This is a genomic window from Paenibacillus sp. FSL K6-1566, from assembly GCF_038050475.1.
Classification (GTDB): Bacteria; Bacillota; Bacilli; order Paenibacillales; family Paenibacillaceae; genus Paenibacillus_AQ; species Paenibacillus_AQ lactis.
In genome coordinates this window covers 5,931,032-5,951,462 of sequence record NZ_JBBOSR010000001.1, presented here as the reverse complement: position 1 = coordinate 5,951,462, position 20,431 = coordinate 5,931,032, and the positions used below count along the sequence as shown (strand labels likewise).

Genomic DNA, 20,431 nt, shown 5'->3' with positions numbered 1-20,431 from the left:
CAGAGAGAGACAAGAACGTGCTACAATATAGCACAAGCATAAGTAAAACGCTTAACCTGGAAGAGAAAGGACTGAACCCTTTGCAGCACAACTGGTATCGCAAGCTGCTTCTCTCCTATTTTCCCATTTTCCTCATTACGATTACGATCATCGTGTTTCTTTCTTTCATTATGTTCAACGAAGCCTCGCGTGAAGAGGCGGCCAAGGCGAACGGGATTTCCACGCGGTTTATTATGGAAGACCTGGACCGCTCTATCAATGCCATTGAAATGGACGTGCTGAACGAAGTGGAGACCAGCTCCCTCTACTCCAGCTATCTGTTCAGCGACCCTTCATCCGATCAGAACCTGATGCACTCGCTGGTGAAGCGCCTGCGCGGACTGCAGACGGGAAGCGGTCTGATAGAATCGGTCTATTTGTACCGCCATTCGGATCAGTCGGTGCTAACCACAAGCGGCCAGAGTCCGCTCCAATCGTTCCCGGACCGGTCGTTCATCGAGCAAGCTCTGAAGGAGCCCGATTACCGGGGCTGGTCGGCCGTGCGCTCCATGACGGGCCTGGGCGAAAGCAAGCCGAAGCAGGTCATCTCCATGCATAAAAATTTGCCGCTCCCCTTCGGCACTCAGGGTCTGCTTGTAATCAACGTCGGCATCTACCGGGTGGAGCAGATGATCAATCCGATGATAAATGACAGCGTTTCCTTTTTGAATATTCTGGACTCCGGCGGAGAGCTGATCTTCGAAGCGTCCCGAATGGGAGGGGATAACCGGGCCAAAGAAGGCAAGGTGCTGACGACGCTGCAATCGGATCAGCTGGGGTGGACGTTTGAAAGCGGCCTCCGGGCGGGCCAGCTCTATGCCTGGGTGTCGGTCGTGTCCTACATCTGGATCGTGATCGGCTTTGTGACCGTGGTGCTCGCCATTATCTACATCGTTTATATTACCAGACGGAACTATCAGCCGATCAAAGCGCTGATGAACCGCGTGGAGTCCATTCAGCTCAGCATGCCGCAGGCGGCCAAGGATGAGCTGTCCATGATCGACAGTGCGCTTGAAAGCCTGATCAGCAGGTCCATGGATTATGACAAAAAGCAGCACGAGAATCTTCAGCTTCAGCGCAGCCAGCTGTTTATGGACCTGATCAGCGGGCAGAAGCCCGAGGAGGAGCTGCAATCCCGGATGGCCGAGCTGGCTCCGATGCAGCTGCCGGCGAAGACGGCCGGTTATGCCATGATGCTTGGCGAAATCAATGATTACAGCGGCTTTCAGGACGTTCATACCGTACGTGACCAGAACGTGCTGAAGTTTGCGCTGATGAACGTGTTCCAGGAAATCTCACGCAACGCCGGCTTCCACAGCTGGCTCGAATGGATTACCGGCAGCCGCGTCGGTATTCTGATCGCATTGCCCGAAGGTGAAGGCGACTACCGCGAGGGTCTGATCCACGCTGCCGAGGAATGCAGGGGCTGGGTTGAGGACAAGCTCCGCATGTCGGTGAGCTTTGGACTGGGCGGCAAGGTTGCCGGCCTCCATGAGATCGGTTCATCGTACCGCTCCGCCTCGGAGGCGCTTGGCCACCGATTGGCGATGGGCGAGCATGCCGTGCTGGTCGGCGACGAGCTGTCCAAAGGCGATTTAAGCCATCTGCTTCCTTATCTGACGGAGATTTCGGAGCTGGTGAAGGACTTCCGCTTAAATAACGAAGGGTGGAGAACCCGGCTGAAGAACATGTTCGTTTCGTTCAAGGAAGAGCGGCTTAAGGATGATATCATCCGCTCTCTGGTCAAAAGCATGCTTCAGCTCCTCTCCCGGGAGGTCGGCGCGTTATCCGACGAGCTGCGCAGCCAGCTGTCGGAAGGCATGGAGCCAGTTCTTGCCGGCGCAGCGACCCTGGATGAGCTGCAGATCAGCATCAGTGACCACTTAACGGAAATATACCGCACTTACGTAGCGCTCAGCGAAACGAAAAGCTATCGTGCCATGATCAGCGAGATGAAGCATTATATCGAGGAGCATTTTGAGGATCCGGATTTATCCCTCAAGCATCTCAGCGACCGTTTCCAGATCTCCGGAAAGTATGCAAGCTATCTGTTTAAAATGGAATACAATATGAAGTTCGTCGATTTTCTGGTGCAACTGCGGATGGAGCGGGCGGAAGAGCTGCTGGCGAATACCGAGCTTTCAACCCAGGAAATTGCGGAGAAAATCGGGTATGCCAACGCCATAACGTTCGGCCGGGTGTTCAAACGGACGGTGGGGATGACGCCGGGGGATTACCGCAAGCTCAAGATGAAGGCCTCGCCGGGTACGGAGCTGGAATCCTAGAAGGCGGTTGGATGAAGAAAACGGTCTGGATTCCTAGAAGGAGGTTGGATGAAGAAAACGGTCTGGATTCCTAGAAGGAGGTTTGGATGACGAAGGGTTCGGATTCCTAGAAAGCGGTTTGGATTACGAAAACGGTTTATCGTATATATGGATCAAGCAACGGGTGCAGAACATTCCAAAGCGGAAGCTGCACCCGTTTCGTATTTTACGAATATCGGGCATATCGTAGCCTGTCAATCACACTGGATCGGGAGTCGCAGCTTGGCAGCAAACGCCGGTGCAGCAGGGTATTCAGCCATCATTAGAAATCGGTTTATTATGCGAAAACAGTCATTCGATATCCGAAAAACCTTGTAACCGCGGGGTTTGTAGCGTTTGGAATTTGGTTTATTGTCATTCGCCGGCCGCTAAGGCATACTGAGGACACCCAAAAGGTTAAGCGCTTACACTGGTGGCAGGCGAGGCTGGATTCCCGGCTGTCCCCGCAGGACATTTTCATTAAAAAAGATCGGCGCGAATCGGCAGGGACATATTTAAACGAAAAGGGGATGTAACTATGGCGGCAAGCAAGAAAACGTGGGGCAAGCTCGCTAAGCTCTCGCTCGTGATGCTGATGGCCGGAACGGTCGTATTATCCGGATGCTCATCAAAATCGGGCGGCAGCACCGATGCCTCAGGCGGAAGCTCCGGATCCAATGATGGTAAGCAGGTCACGCTGAAGGTCGAGATCTTCGACCGCGGCAATACGCCGGAGCCTTACACCATCACCGACAGTTACCTTACGAGATATATCCAGGACAACTTTGGAACCCCTAACAACATTAAGATGGAATTCGTACCGGTACCCCGTTCGGAAGAAATCAAGAAGCTGAATGTTCTCATGGCCAGCGGCGGCGACGTGCCGGATATCGTGTTTACGTATGACACGCCCACCTTCAACCGTTATGCCGAGCAGGGCGGTTTGACGGAGCTGACCGATCTGATCAACGAGCATGGCCCGAACTTGAAGGCGTTTCTCGATGAGGACGCGATGAGCTACGGCCAGTACATGGGCAAGCAGTTCGCCGTTCCCGGAAAACGGGCATTCCTGGGCAAGTATTCTTCCTTTATCCGCACGGACTGGCTGGATAAGCTCGGCATGGATGTTCCTCAAACGACGGAGGAGCTGTACGAGGTGCTGAAGGCTTTTAAAGAAAAGGATCCCGGGGAAACCGGCGGCAAGGTTATTCCTTTCGGCATGACGATCGAACCGGCGCAATATGATCCGCTGATCTGGTCCTTTATCCAGCCGACCACGGAGGAGCAGAAGTACACGTTGATTCAAAAGCTCGGGGCCAACGACTACCCGACTCTGCTGCCGGGCTTCAAGGATGCGCTCCAATTCATGAACAAGCTGTACAATGAGGGGCTGATGAGCCGCGATTTCAGTTTGGACGAGGACAAGAAGCAGCTGACCCAGGATGTGACAAACGGTCTCGTAGGCTTTTTGACAGAGGATTATCCGAACCTGTATTACGCGGACGGCACCTATGATACGCTGCTGAAAAACCAGCCGGATGCCAAGCTGGAGCCGGTGGACCCGTTCACCAACTCCGAAGGCAAGCACGCAAAGCCTGAGTACGCGCCAAACGGCATGTACATCATGATCCCGAAAACAAGCAAGCATGCGGTCGAAGCGATAAAATACCTGAACTGGATGGCCGCCCCTGAGAATCTGCTGGCTCTGCAAAACGGCGTGGAAGGCGAAAACTACGAAATGGTCGACGGCATTCCCGTCATCAAGCCGGACGCCCCTCAGGATGTGATTGACCGTCTGTATAACTCCGGCGATATTGCCATTATTGCCAACGGCAACTTTGTCGGCGACGATGCGCAGAACCGGGAGAAGCTGACCACCAACTTCCCGGAACGATTCCAGGATCTGCACCGCAAGGCAGTGGAAATCGCGGCGACGGATACGTTCAAGCCGGTCAACTTTGACCGTCCGATCGAATCGGAAGCGAAGTACGGCACGAACCTGCAGGCGAAATACGAAGAGATGATCGTCAAGACGGCCATGGCCAAACCGGAAGACTTCGAGAAAACCTTCGAAACCACGATGAAGGATTACATGGTCAGCGGCGGTCAGGCGATCCTCGACGAGCGGACCAAGGCTTATCAGGAAATGCAGTCTAAATAACAAGATAATCCGCAGCGGGATATGGGGAAGGACGGCTGTCAACGTTGAGGCCGTTCCTTCGTTCCCGGCGTCATGAGCAAGGAGAGGATGATTCAGATGAGTGGAACCGTTTATCTGCGCCGGTACTGGCAATTATATGCACTGCTTGTTCTGCCGCTGGTTTATTTCATCATTTTCAAATACGGCCCGATGTGGGGCGTTCAGATCGCGTTTAAGGATTTCAACTTCTTCCAGGGCATTACCGGAAGCGAATGGATCGGGCTGGATGCCTTCCGTGAAGTCTTCCAAACCCAGGATTTTTATAAAACATTGCGCAACACGCTGATGCTTAATCTGTTAGACCTCCTGGTTTCATTTCCGGCGCCTTTGATTCTGGCGATTATGCTGCATGAGCTCCGGATCCGATGGTTTAAACGGTTATCCCAAACGATTTTGTATATTCCCCATTTCATTTCATGGGTTATTATAGGCGGCATTGTGTACCAGGTGTTCGGCACGCAATCCGGCATGATCAACAACGTGCTGATGGCGCTTGGCTTTGAATCGGTGCCTTTCCTGACGGACAAAGACACGTGGCTTATTACTTACCTGGCGACGGGTGTGTGGCAGAGCGCAGGCTGGGGAACCATTCTCTATCTGGCGGCATTGACCGGCATCAATAAGGAGCTGTATGAAGCGGCGGAGGTGGACGGAGCGGGCCGGTTCAAGCGGATACGGCATATCACGCTGCCGGGCCTGAAGACCACGGTCGTCACGCTGCTCATCATCAACCTCGGCAATATGATCGCGATCGGCTTCGACCGTCCGTTCGTCATCGGCAATAAAGCGGTCATGGATTATTCCGACGTGCTCAGCACCTATGTGTACCGGACGGGTCTGGAATCCGGACAGTATACGCTGGCGACGGTGGTCGGCTTGTTCCAGGCGGTGGTCGGTTTGATCTTCCTGCTGGGCGCGAACTATGCATCGAAAAAGCTGACGGACGAATCCATCATTTAACGTTGTACAGAAAGGAGCTTCACTCATGAGCGAGCGTGTGTCGAACCGTGTTTTTGATACCGTAAACATTATCCTGCTTGCGGTGTTCGTTCTTATTTGCCTGGCACCCTTCTTCCATATTATCGCGATATCCTTCAGCTCCAACCGGGCGGTAACGTCGGGGGACGTGACGTTGTTTCCGGTGGAATTCAGCCTTCAGGCTTATCAATCCGTATTCTCCGATTCCAGCATGATCCGGTCTCTTGGCTTTACGGTGATGCTGACGCTGCTGACGACGGTGATGTGCATGATCATGACGATTATTGCCGCTTACCCGCTGACGAAAAAGAAGCTGAAGGGCCGCAAATTTTTCATGTTCATTATCATCGTGACCATGTTCTTCAGCGGGGGCATCATCCCGGAGTACATCCTCGTAAAAGACTTGAACTTGTTGAATACGATCTGGTCATTGGTACTTCCGGGATTGATCAGTCCGTTCTATCTCATCATCCTGATCTCCTTCTTCAACGGTATTCCGGAAAGCCTCGAGGAAGCGGCCGAGATTGACGGCACGAGCCAGATCGGGACGATGCTGCGGATTATCCTGCCGCTATCCTTGCCGGTGATCGCGACGCTAAGCCTGTTCTATGCCGTCGGGCGCTGGAACGGATTTCAGGACACGCTCTTGTATATCACGAAGGAAGAGCTCTATCCGCTGCAGCTGAAGCTGTACCAGCTGGTGCAGAACAATATGATTACGGATTTGACCCGCAACGAGGGACCTTCCGCAGGTATTAGAGCAGCCACGGAAAGCCTGAAAGCGGCGAGCGTCGTGTTTGCCACGGTACCGATTCTGATCGTGTACCCTTGGCTGCAGCGTTACTTTGTCAGCGGCGTTATGCTGGGAGCGGTAAAAGGTTAAGGATGACGGAGATCAGGGGGAGCTTATGATGTATAACAGGGTTTTTGAAGTGAACGACAGCTGGGTTCGGGAGGCGATGGACCGCCAGATCATGGAGCCGGAGCACCGCTGGTACGGCGGGGTCCGCACGATCGAAAGCGGGCTGCCTTCGCCCAACCATAACAGCGGGACGCCGACCGCCATGGCCATTTGGGCCGCCGCGCTTTGCAATCCGGCCTCCGAATATTACCGCAATCACGAGCTGGCCCGTCGATTTGCGCTTGCCGCGCGTTACATGCTTGCGGCTCAGCATAGCGACGGCACGATATCGCCCGGCTGGACGAATTTCCATTCCCCGCCGGATACCGCCTTCGTGGTGGTTGGTTACGCGCAAACCGCGCAGCTGCTTATGGCTGACGGCTGGGAGGACTTGAAGGATGCGGTTGCGGATATGCTCCTGTTCCTGGAACGGACCTTGCCCGCGCTGATTACCGGAGGCTGCCATACGCCGAATCATCGGTGGGTCATCTGCGCGGCGCTGGGCTTCTTGAATGAGCTCTTTGATTCGCCGGACGCCTTGAAGCGGGCCAGGGCGTGGCTCGCGGAAGGCATGGATGCCACGGCGGACGGGGAGTGGACCGAGCGCAGCAACGGGATTTACAACGTCGTCAGCGATGTCATGCTGATTCATGCGGCCAGGCTGCTGAAGCGTCCGGAGCTTCTGGTCCCGGTTCGGGCCAACCTGAAGATGATGTCCTATCTGGTCCACCCGGACGGAGAGATCGTCACCGAATATTCCGGGCGGCAGGATTTCGGCCAAAGCTTCGATATGTCGGGGTATTTTCTGCCGTGTCTTATGATGGCCTCACTGGACCAGGATCCGGTATTTCAAGGCATGGCCGAGCAGTCGCTGGCTTTGCTGAAGCATCCCGGCGGAGCGCCGACGAATGCCGCCGTGCGGCTGCTGCTGGATCCAGGGCTGCAGCGGGAAGATGCGGAAACGAAGCCGATGCCGGAGAACTACCGAATCGTGCTGAACGGTGATTTTCCCAGGGAGCGCTATTTGTCCGGCTTTGCAGACGCCGGCCATCACGGTGTTATCCGCTACAGCCGGATGCACACGGATTTTGGCGCCCCGGTGGCGCGTATCCGTGAGGGCCATACCAGTGTGACGGTAAGCACGGAGATGTCTTCCTTCTTTTCGCTTCGACATGGTGCGGCCCGCCTGCTCGGCGTGCAGTTTGCCTCGTATTTCGAGCCCGGCTTCGTCAAGATGAGCCGGATGGCAGCGCTGGAGCAGGGATACCGGCTATCCGGCGAACAGGAAAAAGGCTACAACGGCCCGGTGCCGGAAGCCGATCTGCCTGCAAGCGCAGGCGAAGACGTCAGCCCTTGGTATTTGCTGCCGCATCACTGCCGCCCGCAGACGCATGTCCAGCGGCACAAGGTGGAGGTGGATGTGGTGGAGACGGGCGAAGGCTGGAGGCTGGTCATTTCCTCGACAGAGCCGGAGGACGTCGTGTCGCAAATCTCGCTTGTTTTTCCGGCTGCCGGAGCCCTTAGCGGCGGTGAGCTTGCTCCTGCGGGCGTGGATGCCCAGTTCTGGATGGGAGGGAGCATCCGGTATGAAGCTGGCGGCGACTGGATGGAAATCAGCGGCGCCGGATTTGAGCATACGGCGGCAGGTGTCCGGGAAGCGGCGTATCCGCTCGGGTTCCGTACGCTGCTGCTGAATGTGGTGACTCCGTTCGTGAAGGAGATCGACATCAAGCTTTCTCCGATGGCAGCGCACGGCCGAACGGAAGGAGGCGAATCTTCATGACAAGCTATATCGAGGCCCGCGAGAGCATCCGGTATTGGCTCGGCGATGATGATGCCGGCATTCTGAAGACGATTGCCGGGCGCTACATCGGGGCGAACCCGGAAATTCCGTTCGCGCTGCGGTCGTTCGCCGATACGGGGATTCTTCAGACCGGGGAAGGGTTCTACGACTTTAACTTTGGCGACCGGTTTCGGGATGCGAAGCAGGGGAATGCTGCCTTTGCGCTTGGTCTGGTGTGGAGCGACGATGAACGGTCGCTGGATGCCGCGATTATGCCGTTCAGCCCGGTCCGCTTCTATTTGAACGAGCAGCTGATGTACCGTTCAGGAGCCGAGGACGAGATGAAGCCCGATGCGAAGATTGCCATTCCGCTGGTGCTGAATCCGGGCTGGAACACGTTGTTGATTGAGGCGCGCAGGACTGAGGCCGGATTCGGCTGCCGCTTTGGCGCCCAGGAGGGAAAGGTCCGAATTCTGCAGGTGCTGTCCCCGTTTGCGGACCGGAAGGGGGCCGCCGGCTGGGCGTATGCCGGGCCGCTGACCGCCGGCATATTCGGCGAAAGAGGCCGCTTTCCGAACGCTCACGGAAGCGAAGACGAGACGGGCGTGAGCTGGCTCCCGGTTACAGGCTGGAGCGAGCAGGAAGCGGTGAAGCCGAATTTTGAGCGAATGTTCGGCTTGCCGGGGGCAGCGGTATCGGGGTATGCCTGGAGCCGATTGAAGGTGCCTGCCGCCGTCGATCCGATTGAGCTTAGGGGCCGTGCTTGGGGCAGGCTGCAGGTCTGGATCGGCGGACATCCTGTACCGGTCCTTGACCTTCAAGAGGGAGGAGATTTCCGCTGTGAGCTGCCTGCCGCGAGCTGCCGAGGGGATTTGCTGGTCCGCTGCTCCAGCGGGCCGTCCGGATGGGGATTTCAGCTTCAGGCCTATCATGCGGGGGAAGAGCTGGAATTTGTGCTCCCGGTTCCGGTACAGGGGGCGCCGTCTCCTTGGTTGTATGCCGGCCCGCTGGCGGCAGCGAAGGAGGAAACGCCGGAGGAGGTGTGCACGGTCAAGAGGCTGTTCCGGCTCGCGGACGGTCGCGGTTTGACCGGATGGTCCCTGGACGCGCCGGGCTGCCGGGTCAGGCCGTTCTATGAGAACGCCATGCTGAGCAACAAATGGACCTCCGGCTCGGCCACCAACTTCGGGCGTTGGGACTATCCGCTGGGCGTGACGATGTACGGTCTGCTGCAGACCGCGCGAGTCTTGGGACGGCCGGATATTGCGGAATATGCCCGGGCACATATCGGCATCTGCACGTCATGGTACGAATACGCGGTTTGGGACCGGGATACGTACGGCTTTCCGTCCATCAATCATCAGCTGGTACTGATTAAGATGCTGGACAACTGCGGTTCTTTCGGCTCCGCGATGTTGGAAGCCTATGCGGAAAGCGGCGGCAGTCCGGAGGATTTGAAGGTCGCGGAGGTCATTGCGGATTTTATGGCGAACCGCCTGGAACGTCGGGAGGACGGGGCTTTTTACCGGCTGTGCGTTTCCGAGTATTCCGCGGATACGATGTGGGCGGATGATCTGTACATGAGCACGCCGTTCTTGTCGCGGTACGCCGGGATTACAGGCGATTCCTCCTATCTGGACGAAGCGGCAAGGCAGTTTCTGAGATACCGGGAGTATCTGTTCATGCCGGAGGAAGGCGTGATGAGCCACGTATTTGATTTCAAATACGGGAAGGCGACCCGGATACCGTGGGGACGCGGAAACGGCTGGAGCCTGTTCTCCCTATCCGAGCTGCTGGAGCGCCTGCCGGACGATCATATGGACCGCCCGGCGCTGCTTGGATTTTTCCGCGAGCTGTGCGCCGGGATCGCATCCTATCAGGGGGAGTCAGGGCTCTGGAGACAGGTCATTACCGATCCGGAGGCTTATGAGGAAGCTTCCTGCACGGCGATGTTCGCTTACGCTTTTGCCAGAGGCGTCAGGTTTGGGTGGCTGGAGAATCCCGGACGGTTTGCCGAGGCCGCCATTCGGGCATGGCAGGGGCTGACCGAGCACGCCATCGATCGCAGCGGCAGCGTGCATGGGGTGTGCAGCGGGTCCCGCTATTCCTTTACGGGGGACTATTACAAGCTTGATCTGCTTACGGTGCTGAACGACAACCACGGGATCGGCATCATGATGCTGTCGTGCGTGGAAATTATGAAATTGAAAGGCATGCAGGGCCTCCAGTAAGGCATACACTTTCGTTAAAGCGCTTAATCCGCCAAAGGATATAAGCGCTTCGGTGCACTAGGTTAAGCGCTTAATTCATAGATGGCTTTCCCGCTATCCCGCTTTCCCGTTTGGATTCAAGAGAAGATGAGCGAAAAGGAGATGAACCGGTTGACAACGACAAGATTAACGATGGCACAGGCGCTGCTGAGGTTCCTGGATGCCCAGTATGTTTCTGTCGACGGAGTGGAGACGAAATTTGTGCACGGGGTGATGGGGATTTTCGGGCACGGCAATGTGACCGGCCTTGGCGAGGCATTGGAACGAAGCGCGGGGGACCTGGTTTATGTGCAGGGCAAAAACGAGCAGGGCATGGTGCACACCGCGGCGGCCTACGCCAAGCAGAAGAATCGCCGGCAGATTTGGGCCTGCACCTCATCCATCGGTCCCGGTGCCTTGAATATGGTTACCGCAGCAGCTACGGCAACGGTGAACCGCATTCCGGTGCTGCTCCTCCCAGGCGACAATTTCGCCTGCCGTCAGCCTGATCCGGTGCTTCAGCAGATCGAGGCCCCGTCGGATTATACCGTTTCGGCGGCCGATGCATTCAAGCCGGTGAGCCGGTACTGGGATCGGATATCCCGGCCGGAGCAGCTGATCGCAGCGGCACGGCAGGCGATCCGCGTGCTGACCGATCCAGCGGAGACGGGGGCGGTGACGCTGGCGCTGCCGCAGGACGTGCAGGCTGAGGCGTATGACTATCCGGATTCGCTGTTCGAGAAAACCGTTCATGTCATCGATCGACGCCCGCCGTCGGCGGAAGGGCTGCAGCGGGCAGCCGCACGGATTGCCGCGAGCAAGCGTCCGCTGATCATCGCCGGAGGCGGCGTGCATTACAGCGATGCAACCGGCGACCTGGCTGCCTTTGCGGAAGCCTTCGGAATTCCGGTCGCCGAAACGCAGGCCGGCAAAAGCGCCCTTCCCTGGAATCACCCCCTGAACCTGGGCGCGATCGGCGTGACCGGCTCGCTGGCGGCGAATCGTACCGCGGCAGAAGCGGATTTGATCATTGGCATCGGCACCCGGTATACGGACTTTACGACGTCCTCCAAATGGGCGTTTCAGCGGGAGGATGTTTCGTTCCTGAACCTGAACGTCAACGCTGCGGACAGCGTTAAGCTTGGCGGCGAAGCGCTGGTGACCGATGTGAAGGAAGGTCTAAAGGCGCTGCATGCTAAGCTGTCGCAGGACGGCTATCAAGCCGCATATGAAGAAGGCGAGCTCGCCGGGCTGAAAGCGGAGTGGGACCGCGAGGTGGATCGGTTGTACGCCGCCGAGCATCCGGATGGCTTGTCGCAGACGAGGGCGCTTGGCGTCATCAATGAGGTCATTCCTCCGTCCTCGGTCATCGTCTGTGCGGCAGGCAGTCTTCCGGGGGACCTGCACCGATTATGGCGAGCTGCCGAAGCGAAGACGTATCACATGGAGTATGGGTTCTCCTGTATGGGGTATGAGGTGAGCGGTGCCCTTGGTGTGGCCATGGCAGAACCGGACCGCGAGGTCTATGCGCTGGTCGGCGACGGCAGTTATCTCATGATGCACTCGGAGCTGGTCACCAGCTTGCAGGAAGGTCGCAAGATTACGATCTTGCTGTTCGACAACCATGGCTTCCAATGCATTCACAATCTGCAGCGGAGCAACGGCAGCGACGGCTTCGGCAACGAGTTCCGCCGCCGCGAGGAGGGCACGGGCCGCCTGACCGGTGAATACCTCCCGATTGATTTCGCCGCGCACGCGCGGGCGCTAGGCGGCAAAGCCTACAAGGCTGGCACACCGGAGGAGCTGCGAGCAGCGCTGCTTCAGGCCCGGCAGGAGCCCGTCACAACCCTGATCGAGATTCCGGTGGTTCCGGGCACGAACACCGACGGCTACGAGTCCTGGTGGCGTGTGGAGGTGCCGGAGGTATCCGTATCGAGCAAGGTGACGAAGGCTCAGCGCGAGATGGCCGCCCGGAGCAAGGAGGCAAGGCTTTACTAGCGGCTGCAGCGGTAAGGAAGCAACTCCCTGCCGACAGCTGGAGCAACAAAGCAAGCGAGACCTTTCTCACCGCCTGAGTAGGGGCAATATGAAACCGAGTCGAGGTAAGAAATGTCCGGGACAAGTGCCGCGCTGTAAGAAGTATGGTCCGATTAAGGGATTTGGAGTGAGGAAACAACTCAATACTGCCAGCTGAAGAAACTAAGCGAGCAAGATCCTAGTAACGGCGCGGCAGAAGCTGTACTAAGCAGCTCTGCGCAAGAGAAGTCCGGGCAAGGAAGGCTTTACAAGTATCTCGGCTGAAGGAAGCCGGTTCGACTAAGAGCCCGGAGTAAGGAAGCAAGGTCCTACTAAGGTCTAAGCGTCTAGAGCAAGGAAGCCACTCTACCAAACAAAGCAAGGGAGCGCTGGATATGAGCAACAGGCTGTTCAAGCTGGGGATCCACCCCATCAACTGGGTCGGCGAGGATGTCAGAGAGCATGGAGATGACACAACGTTTGAAACGATTGTGGATGATATTGCGGCTTTGGGTTTGACAGGCACGGAGATGGGCAGGAAATTTCCGAAGGATCCGGCGGTGCTGAAGCGGGAGCTGGAGTCCCGCGGCATTCAACTGGTCTCGCAGTGGAAGTCCGTGCTGTTCTCCGATCCCGCTTACCGGAAGCAGGAGCTGGAGGACTACCGCCGGCATGCGGAGTTTCTGGCCGGTTTTGGCAGCAAGGTCATCAGCACGGCGGAGGTCGGAGGCTCGCTGCACTTCGATCCCCGCCGGACGCCGAACGAGCGTGTCGTTCTACGCCTGGATGACGCCGGGTGGGAAAGCCTGGCGGAGGGCCTCAACCAGGCCGGCGAAATTGCGGCGAGCTACGGCATGAAGCTGACGTATCATCACCATGGCGGCACGGTCGTGGAGCAGCCGGCCGAAATCGACCGGCTGATGGCGATGACCGACCCTTCGCTCGTGTTTCTCCTTTACGATACCGGCCATGCCTATTACGGGGGAAGCGATCCGCTCGAGCTGCTCCGCAAGCATTATGACCGGATCGCGTATATCCACCTGAAGGATATCCGGCATGAAATCTTGGAGCAGGCACGTCTAGATGGCTGCGATTTCGTGAGCTGTATCCGCAGGGGCGTGTTCACGGTTCCCGGCGATGGCTGCATCGATTTTGCGCCGATTATCGGAGAGCTCATGGAGCGCGGTTATAACGGCTGGGCGATGCTGGAAGGAGAACAGGATCCTGCGCTGCATCCGGCCAAGGCGTATGCTCAGCGGGCGATCGAATACCTGGATCGTCTGGAAGGCCAGCTCAAGCCGCAGGTATGAAGCCGCTCGGTTCGTGAGCCGAAAACTAGGCTGATAGCAATTCGGCAGAGTTCCAAAATGCAGTGAGATTACCAGTTTGCTTATCGGACACCCGGTAATTCCTGAATTTAACTATCTAATATAAGTTGGACTTAAGAAAACGATGCAGGCAAGGGAGTGAAATGATTCCGAAGAAAGTGGAACGGTCGCCTTTGGTTTCGGATTTCTACCGCAATAGGTTCTATAAAATCAATAAATCTGAAAACAACAGCGATTGTAGGAACATTTTACGTACTTGCCCTAACGCACATTCATTTGTTCAACTTACAAGTGATTACGGCCATTGAAGAGCCGAGCCATACATTCCTATGAATGCTCAGCGTGGGCCGATCTGATCAAGGAGGTTCATCCATGAGTGAAATCACGTTTAACGACGAAAAGCCGGTGGATTTTGTCGCCGTGGGGAGATTGTGCATCGACTTGAACGCCAATGAGATTAACCGGCCGATGGAAGAGACGAGCACGTTTACCAAGTATGTGGGCGGATCCCCGGCCAATATCTGTATCGGAATGGCCCGCCTGGGCCTGAATACGGGCTTCATCGGCAAGGTGGCAGACGATCAGATGGGGCGTTTTATTACCAAATACCTGAAGGATAACGGAATTGCGACGCAGGGCGTAACGACCGACCGTACCGGTGCCGTGACGGGGCTGGCTTTTACCGAAATTAAAAGTCCGACCGACTGCAGCATCCTGATGTACCGCGACAACGCTGCGGATTTGCTGCTGGAGACGGGGGATGTGAACGAGGAATTGATTGCTTCCGCCAAAATGGTGCTGATCTCCGGAACCGCGCTTGCGGCCAGCCCTTCCCGGGAAGCGGTGTTCCTGGCTCTGGAATATGCCAAGCGCCACGGCGCCGTAATTGCGTTTGATCTGGATTACCGTCCGTACACTTGGAAATCCCCTCAGGAAACGGCGACCTATTATAATCTGGCGGCTGAAAAATGCGATATCATCCTCGGCACGCGTGAGGAGTTCGACATGATGGAGCAGTTTGGAGGCAACCCGGAGCGGAGCGACCGCATCACGGCGGCCAAGTGGTTTGACTACAGCGCCAGGATCGTCATTATCAAGCACGGCAAGGAGGGCTCCATCGCATATACACCGGACGGCACCAGCCATACGGCTCAAAGCTTTCCGGCAAAGGTCATCAAGACGTTCGGGGCAGGGGATTCGTACGCCGCAGGTTTTCTGTACGGTCTAATGCAGGGCTGGACCATTGAGCGGTCCATGGAATTCGGCAGCGCGGCGGCAAGCATTGTCATCTCCAGCCACAGCTGCTCCGATGCCATGCCGACAAGCGAAGCGGTTCACGATTATATGGAGCGCTGCAAGCGCGGGGAAATCACGGCTAATACCTAGGTACCGTGCATCTGACCATTCATTTACGGTGACTTATATAGCTTGGCGAAGGCTCTCTGATTTTATCGAAGGTCCTGACGGATTCTACTGAATATCCTGAGTGATCTCAACTAATATCCTGACCAATCTCAATAAATATCCTGACTGATCCTAACCAATATCCTAACGGATCCAATCAAAAACGCTAACTGATTCAATCGAAAGGGGCCAACCAGCCATGACGCAAACCCTGAGCAATTATATCGGCGGACAATTTGTGCCATCCCGATCCGAAACAACCGATCCCGTCTACAATCCGGCGACGGAGGAGATTCTCGCTTACGTGCCGCTTTCGACCAAGGAGGAGGTAGACCTGGCGGTGCAGGCAGCAGCCAAAGCGGGGCGCTCCTGGGCGAAGACCGCCGTGCCTCGCCGCGCGCGCATTCTGTTCAAGTATCAACAACTGCTTGTGGAGCACTGGGAGGAGCTGGCCCGCCTCATTACCGCGGAGAACGGCAAAAGCTATGCCGAAGCCTACGGCGAAGTGCAGCGCGGCATCGAGTGCGTGGAATTTGCAGCCGGCGCGCCCACGCTGATGATGGGCAAACAGCTTCCCGACATCGCCACCAATCTGGAGTCCGGGATGTACCGTTATCCGATCGGTGTTGTAGCCGGCATCACGCCGTTCAACTTCCCGATGATGGTGCCGTGCTGGATGTTCCCGCTCGCCATCGCCTGCGGCAATGCGTTCGTGCTGAAGCCGTCGGAGCGCACGCCGCTCTTGGCCCAGCGTCTGGCGGAGCTGTTCGCGGAAGCCGGCCTTCCGGACGGCGTGCTCAACGTTGTTCATGGCGCGCATGACGTGGTCAACGGCATTTTGGAGCATCCGGGTATTGCTGCCGTATCCTTTGTAGGCTCTCAGCCGGTGGCGGAGTACGTGTACAAAACCGCTTCTTCCTACGGCAAGCGCGTCCAGGCCTTGGCCGGAGCCAAAAACCACAGCATCGTGATGCCATCAGCCGACTTGGACGCAGCCGTCACCCAAATCGTCAGCGCGGCCTTCGGTTCGGCCGGTGAGCGCTGTATGGCCTGCTCCGTGGTGGTAGCCGTTGGGGACGTAGCGGAGCCGCTGATCGGGAAGCTGAAGCAAGCGGCCGATGAAATCTCCATCGGCAACGGGGCGGATGAAGGTGTTTTCCTGGGGCCGGTGATCCGGCAAGCCCACAAGGAGCGCACGCTCTCTTACATTGAGGCGGGCGAGCAGGAAGGAGCCAAGCTGGTCCGTGACGGGCGGAAGGATGATGCCACGAACGGTGAGGGGTATTTTGTCGGACCGACGATTTTTGATGAAGTGACCTGCGAGATGAAGATCTGGAGGGACGAAATTTTTGCACCGGTGCTATCCGTCATGCGTGCAGAAACGCTGGAGGAAGCCATTGAAATTTCCAACCGCTCGGACTTCGCCAATGGTGCCTGCCTGTTCACACAGGACGGCAGCGACGTGCGCCAGTTCCGCGAGCATATCGATGCCGGCATGCTGGGCGTCAACCTCGGCGTTCCTGCGCCGATGGCATTCTTCCCGTTCTCCGGCTGGAAAAACTCCTTCTATGGGGACCTGCATGCGAACGGCACCGACGGCGTGGAATTCTATACCCGAAAGAAAATGGTAACGGCACGCTGGTAAGCTCATAAGCGGAGGAGACATTCATATGAAAACCATTAAAATCGGCATTATCGGTGCCGGACGAATCGGCAAAATCCATGCGGATCATCTGCTGCACATGCCGGGCGCAGAAATTGTGGCCGTCAGCGATCTATACGCCGGAGACGAGCTGCGTGCCTGGGCCGCGGAGCGGGGCATTCCCTTGGTTACGAACAACAGTACCGAGATCATGGAGCATCCGGACCTCGATGCCGTTTTCATCTGCTCCTCGACGGATACACATGTCCCGCTGATCAAGCAGGCTGCGGCGAACGGCAAGCATATTTTTTGCGAGAAGCCGGTCAGCATGAGCGTAGAGCAAACCCGCGAGGCGCTCGCGGCCGCGGAGGCTGCCGGCGTGAGTCTGCAGATTGGCTTCAACCGCCGGTTCGACCATAATTTCTGCCGGGTCCGCGAAATTGTGTCCGAGGGGAAAATCGGGGAGCCGCATTTGATCAAGATTACCTCCCGCGATCCGAATCCGCCGCATCCGGATTATATTAAGGTGTCCGGCGGGCTGTTTATGGATATGGCGATTCATGATTTTGACATCGCCCGTTTTCTTTCGGGCAGTGAAGTGGTCGAAGTGTACGCCCAGGGGGCGGTGCTGGTAGATCCTGCGATCGGAGAACAGGGTGATATTGACACGGCCGTTACGACGCTGCGGTTTGCAAACGGGGCGCTCGGCGTCATCGACAACAGCCGCAAGGCGGTTTACGGCTATGATCAGCGGGTCGAGGTATTCGGCTCCGGCGGCAGCGTTTCCGCCGACAATGATTATCCGAGCACCGCTGTCGTCAGCGGCCCGGAGGGCGTCATCCGCGACAAGCCGTTGTACTTCTTCCTGGAGCGGTATAAAGAAGCCTACATCAACGAAACGCGTCAGTTTATTGAGAGTTTGAAAAAGGGCACGCCAGTACCGGTCAGCGGCCATGACGGTCTGCAGGCGGAGCTGATTGCCTTGGCGGCCAAGCGATCCCTGGAGCAGGGCCGCCCGGTGAAGCTTGCCGAGCTAAGCAGCGGCATTTCCGCGGTGAGCTAAGCCTGGAGAGGATGTAATGGAGCGGCATTAGGCCTGCGCCTACGGGATGAACATCGATCCTATGACACGAGCTGTCCGCTCAGGCTCGCTCCATTCATCAACTGAAAAAAGGATATTTTAGAGGGGGGAAAGAATCATGCCGAACCTAATTGTGCCTTCTACGGCTCCGGACGGGGACGGATGCGTGCTGTCCATTACGCCGGAAAGCGCAGGCTGGGAATATGTAGGCTTTGAGGTATACCGTTTAAGCGAAGGACAGACGCTGACCCGGGGGACGAGAGATAAGGAAGCGGCTCTTGTTCTGCTGTCCGGCCGTGCCGACGTGAAGGCTGGAGGAGAGCGCTGGGACAACATTGGCCAGCGGATGAGCGTGTTTGAAAAGACGCCGCCCTATACGGTGTATGTTCCTTCGCAGGAACCGTACGAAGTCACGGCGCTTACCGAGCTGGAGCTGGCGGTCTGTCTTGCCCCGGGGCAAGGCAATCATCAGGCGCGCCTGATCGCGCCGGAGGACGTCGGCGTCGAAAACCGCGGCAGCGGGAGCATGTCGCGCCTGGTGCATAACATTCTTCCGGAGCAAAAGCCGGCGGACAGCCTGCTGGTGGTCGAGGTGTTTACGGACGGAGGAAACTGGTCCAGCTATCCGCCGCACAAGCATGACCGCGATGAGCTGCCGGAGGAATCCCGGCTTGAGGAAACCTATTATTTCCGGGTGCAGCCGGAGCAGGGCTTTGCTGTCCAGCGGGTCTACACTGACGATCGTTCGCTGGATGAAACGATGGCGGTTAAGGACGGCCAGTCGGTTATGGTGCCCGAGGGCTACCACCCCGTTTCGGCGCCTCCCGGATATGACGTGTACTACCTGAACGTCATGGCAGGGCCGAAGCGGATCTGGAAGTTCCGCAACGATCCCGATCATGACTGGCTAATGAAATAAGGGGCAGAAGCTGGTCTATTTTCCCCGTCAGCCGTTCCTCAGTTATGTGTTGTAAAAAAGGATGGCTGCTGCAACGAGGATAATGGAGTCCATGCTTGTACGATAAGCACCGTGAAATGCATTTTAACCTATTGTTTAAGAGACAGGTCCCCAGCAAACGGGATCGACGCTAAAATGGCCTTGCACGAAGCGGGCCGGGAGCGCATAATGATTTAAATGCCAAAATTAAACAAATGGAGCACAAGGGATGATCAAAGCGACTATTTATGACGTTGCGCGCGAAGCCGGCGTCTCCATTGCGACCGTCTCTCATGTCATTAACGGCAAGGGCAAGATCAGCCGCCAACGGCGTGAAGAGATTTTGAATATCATGAAGCGCTTGAATTACCGGCCTAATGCGATTGCCTCTGCCCTCGCCAGCAAAAGAACCTATACCCTCGGCCTGCTCGTTCCCGATATCTCCAACCCGTTTTTTGCCGAGATTGCACGGGCCGTTGAGGATCGCGGGCATCAGCTTGGGTACAGTGTGATTATCTGCAGTACGGATAACAATGAAGAAAAGGTAAAACGCTATGTCAGTCTGCTAAAGCAAAAGCAAGTGGATGGCGTCATTATCGGCACGGGTGTATCCCACGGCGAGCTGCTTAAGCCGCTGCAGGAGCATTCGCTGGCGATCACGCTCATCGCCCGGGACCATCCGGAGCTTGGGGCGAGCTGCGTGCGGGTTCATGATCTCGACGGCGGGCGTCTGGCTGCCGAGCATTTGCTTCGCCTCGGCCACCGCAGGCTGGCGGTGCTTGCGGAGAATGAGCGGGTGACAAGCAGCGGTGAGCGGGTAAGAGGGTTTGTCGAGACTGCAGCCTCGTTCGGCGTGGAACTGCCTCCTGATCATATTGCAGTCTGCGACCACAAGATCGAGGATGGATACCGGAGAGCTAAGGCTATGCTGAAGCTGGCGGAGCACCCGACGGGGCTGTTCTGCTGTAACGATCTGCTGGCAATCGGCGCCCTTCAGGCGATTCGCGAGCTCGGGCTGCGCGTGCCGGAGGATTGCTCGGTCGTCAGCTTTGACGATACCATCCTGGCGCGTGTCACCGATCCGCCGCTCACCGTGATCGCCCAGCCGATCGAGGAGATGGGCCGCCTGGCGGTCGACCTGGTGGTGCAGGAGCTGTCCGGACAAGACGATCCCGCCCGGCGGATGGTGCTTCCCCCGGAGCTGGTGATCCGCGGCTCAACGGCGCCGCTATCATAGAAACTTTTAATACATCTATCCAAGCCTTCCAATACGCATTGCTCTTACCAGCTCGGTGTAGACGATGCATGAATGGGGATTACCCACGTATTGCAGGGCTTTCGGAGGCGACGATCTGCTTGACTCCACGCCTCGACAGAAGAGGCCTTCCCGCAACGCTTGCGTAAAAGCAGCTGCAGGAAGGCCTTTTTTACGTGGGCTGGTGGGGGCTCTGCTGCCACTACCGGATCGGCGTAACACGAGCTCAGGTTATTCGGGTACCCTCGAATCTCACAGTGTGTAGTGGTCAGAGTCATGCCTCATGCTAATTCAGGGTTTTTTAGGGCATTAGTG

At 57.0% G+C, this 20,431-nt stretch carries 13 protein-coding genes; all 13 read left to right on the top strand.

Translation table 11 applies throughout. From position 1 onward, the window contains the following. Positions 1–17: 17 nt before the first annotated feature. The 13 genes from NST08_RS26805 (at position 18) to NST08_RS26745 (ending at position 20,098) form a co-directional block, all read left to right on the top strand. On the top strand, positions 18–2,324 hold the full coding sequence (locus tag NST08_RS26805; RefSeq protein ID WP_341342480.1) for an AraC family transcriptional regulator: 2,307 nt from the start codon (positions 18–20) through the stop codon (positions 2,322–2,324). A 556-nt stretch (positions 2,325–2,880) separates the two neighbouring features. Continuing rightward, positions 2,881–4,503, top strand: a complete 1,623-nt coding sequence (locus NST08_RS26800; protein ID WP_341342479.1) for an extracellular solute-binding protein — start codon at positions 2,881–2,883, stop codon at positions 4,501–4,503. Positions 4,504–4,599: 96 nt separating this feature from the next. Continuing rightward, a complete protein-coding gene (locus tag NST08_RS26795) occupies positions 4,600–5,502 on the top strand; it encodes an ABC transporter permease (protein ID WP_007132249.1) in 903 nt (300 codons plus the stop codon). Positions 5,503–5,527: 25 nt separating this feature from the next. Beyond that, entirely contained in the window at positions 5,528–6,403 is an 876-nt protein-coding gene (locus NST08_RS26790) for a carbohydrate ABC transporter permease (RefSeq protein WP_007132248.1), read from the top strand. Positions 6,404–6,428: 25 nt separating this feature from the next. After that, positions 6,429–8,204, top strand: coding sequence for a hypothetical protein (locus NST08_RS26785; RefSeq protein WP_341342478.1), 1,776 nt, complete (start codon positions 6,429–6,431; stop codon positions 8,202–8,204). Continuing rightward, a complete protein-coding gene (locus NST08_RS26780) occupies positions 8,201–10,435 on the top strand; it encodes a glycoside hydrolase family 88/105 protein (protein ID WP_341342477.1) in 2,235 nt (744 codons plus the stop codon). The genes NST08_RS26785 and NST08_RS26780 overlap by 4 nt, the downstream gene beginning before the upstream one ends. Before the next feature lie 150 nt (positions 10,436–10,585). Next, complete coding sequence (gene iolD / locus NST08_RS26775; RefSeq protein ID WP_341342476.1) at positions 10,586–12,451, top strand: 3D-(3,5/4)-trihydroxycyclohexane-1,2-dione acylhydrolase (decyclizing); 1,866 nt, start codon at positions 10,586–10,588, stop codon at positions 12,449–12,451. A gap of 413 nt (positions 12,452–12,864) precedes the next feature. Further along, on the top strand, positions 12,865–13,779 hold the full coding sequence (iolE, locus tag NST08_RS26770) for a myo-inosose-2 dehydratase (RefSeq protein WP_341342475.1): 915 nt from the start codon (positions 12,865–12,867) through the stop codon (positions 13,777–13,779). Positions 13,780–14,169: 390 nt separating this feature from the next. Beyond that, positions 14,170–15,183: a 5-dehydro-2-deoxygluconokinase gene (iolC, locus tag NST08_RS26765; protein WP_341342474.1), complete on the top strand. Its 1,014-nt coding sequence runs from the start codon at positions 14,170–14,172 to the stop codon at positions 15,181–15,183. 217 nt (positions 15,184–15,400) lie between these two features. Then, positions 15,401–16,846 carry a CoA-acylating methylmalonate-semialdehyde dehydrogenase gene (locus tag NST08_RS26760; RefSeq protein WP_341342473.1) on the top strand — a complete coding sequence of 482 codons (1,446 nt, stop codon included), beginning with the start codon at positions 15,401–15,403 and terminating at the stop codon, positions 16,844–16,846. A 25-nt stretch (positions 16,847–16,871) separates the two neighbouring features. Then, on the top strand, positions 16,872–17,906 hold the full coding sequence (iolG, locus tag NST08_RS26755) for an inositol 2-dehydrogenase (protein ID WP_341342472.1): 1,035 nt from the start codon (positions 16,872–16,874) through the stop codon (positions 17,904–17,906). A 136-nt stretch (positions 17,907–18,042) separates the two neighbouring features. Continuing rightward, entirely contained in the window at positions 18,043–18,843 is an 801-nt protein-coding gene (gene iolB / locus NST08_RS26750; RefSeq protein WP_341342471.1) for a 5-deoxy-glucuronate isomerase, read from the top strand. Between the two features lie 247 nt (positions 18,844–19,090). After that, positions 19,091–20,098 carry a LacI family DNA-binding transcriptional regulator gene (locus NST08_RS26745; protein ID WP_341342470.1) on the top strand — a complete coding sequence of 336 codons (1,008 nt, stop codon included), beginning with the start codon at positions 19,091–19,093 and terminating at the stop codon, positions 20,096–20,098. Positions 20,099–20,431 lie beyond the last annotated feature (333 nt).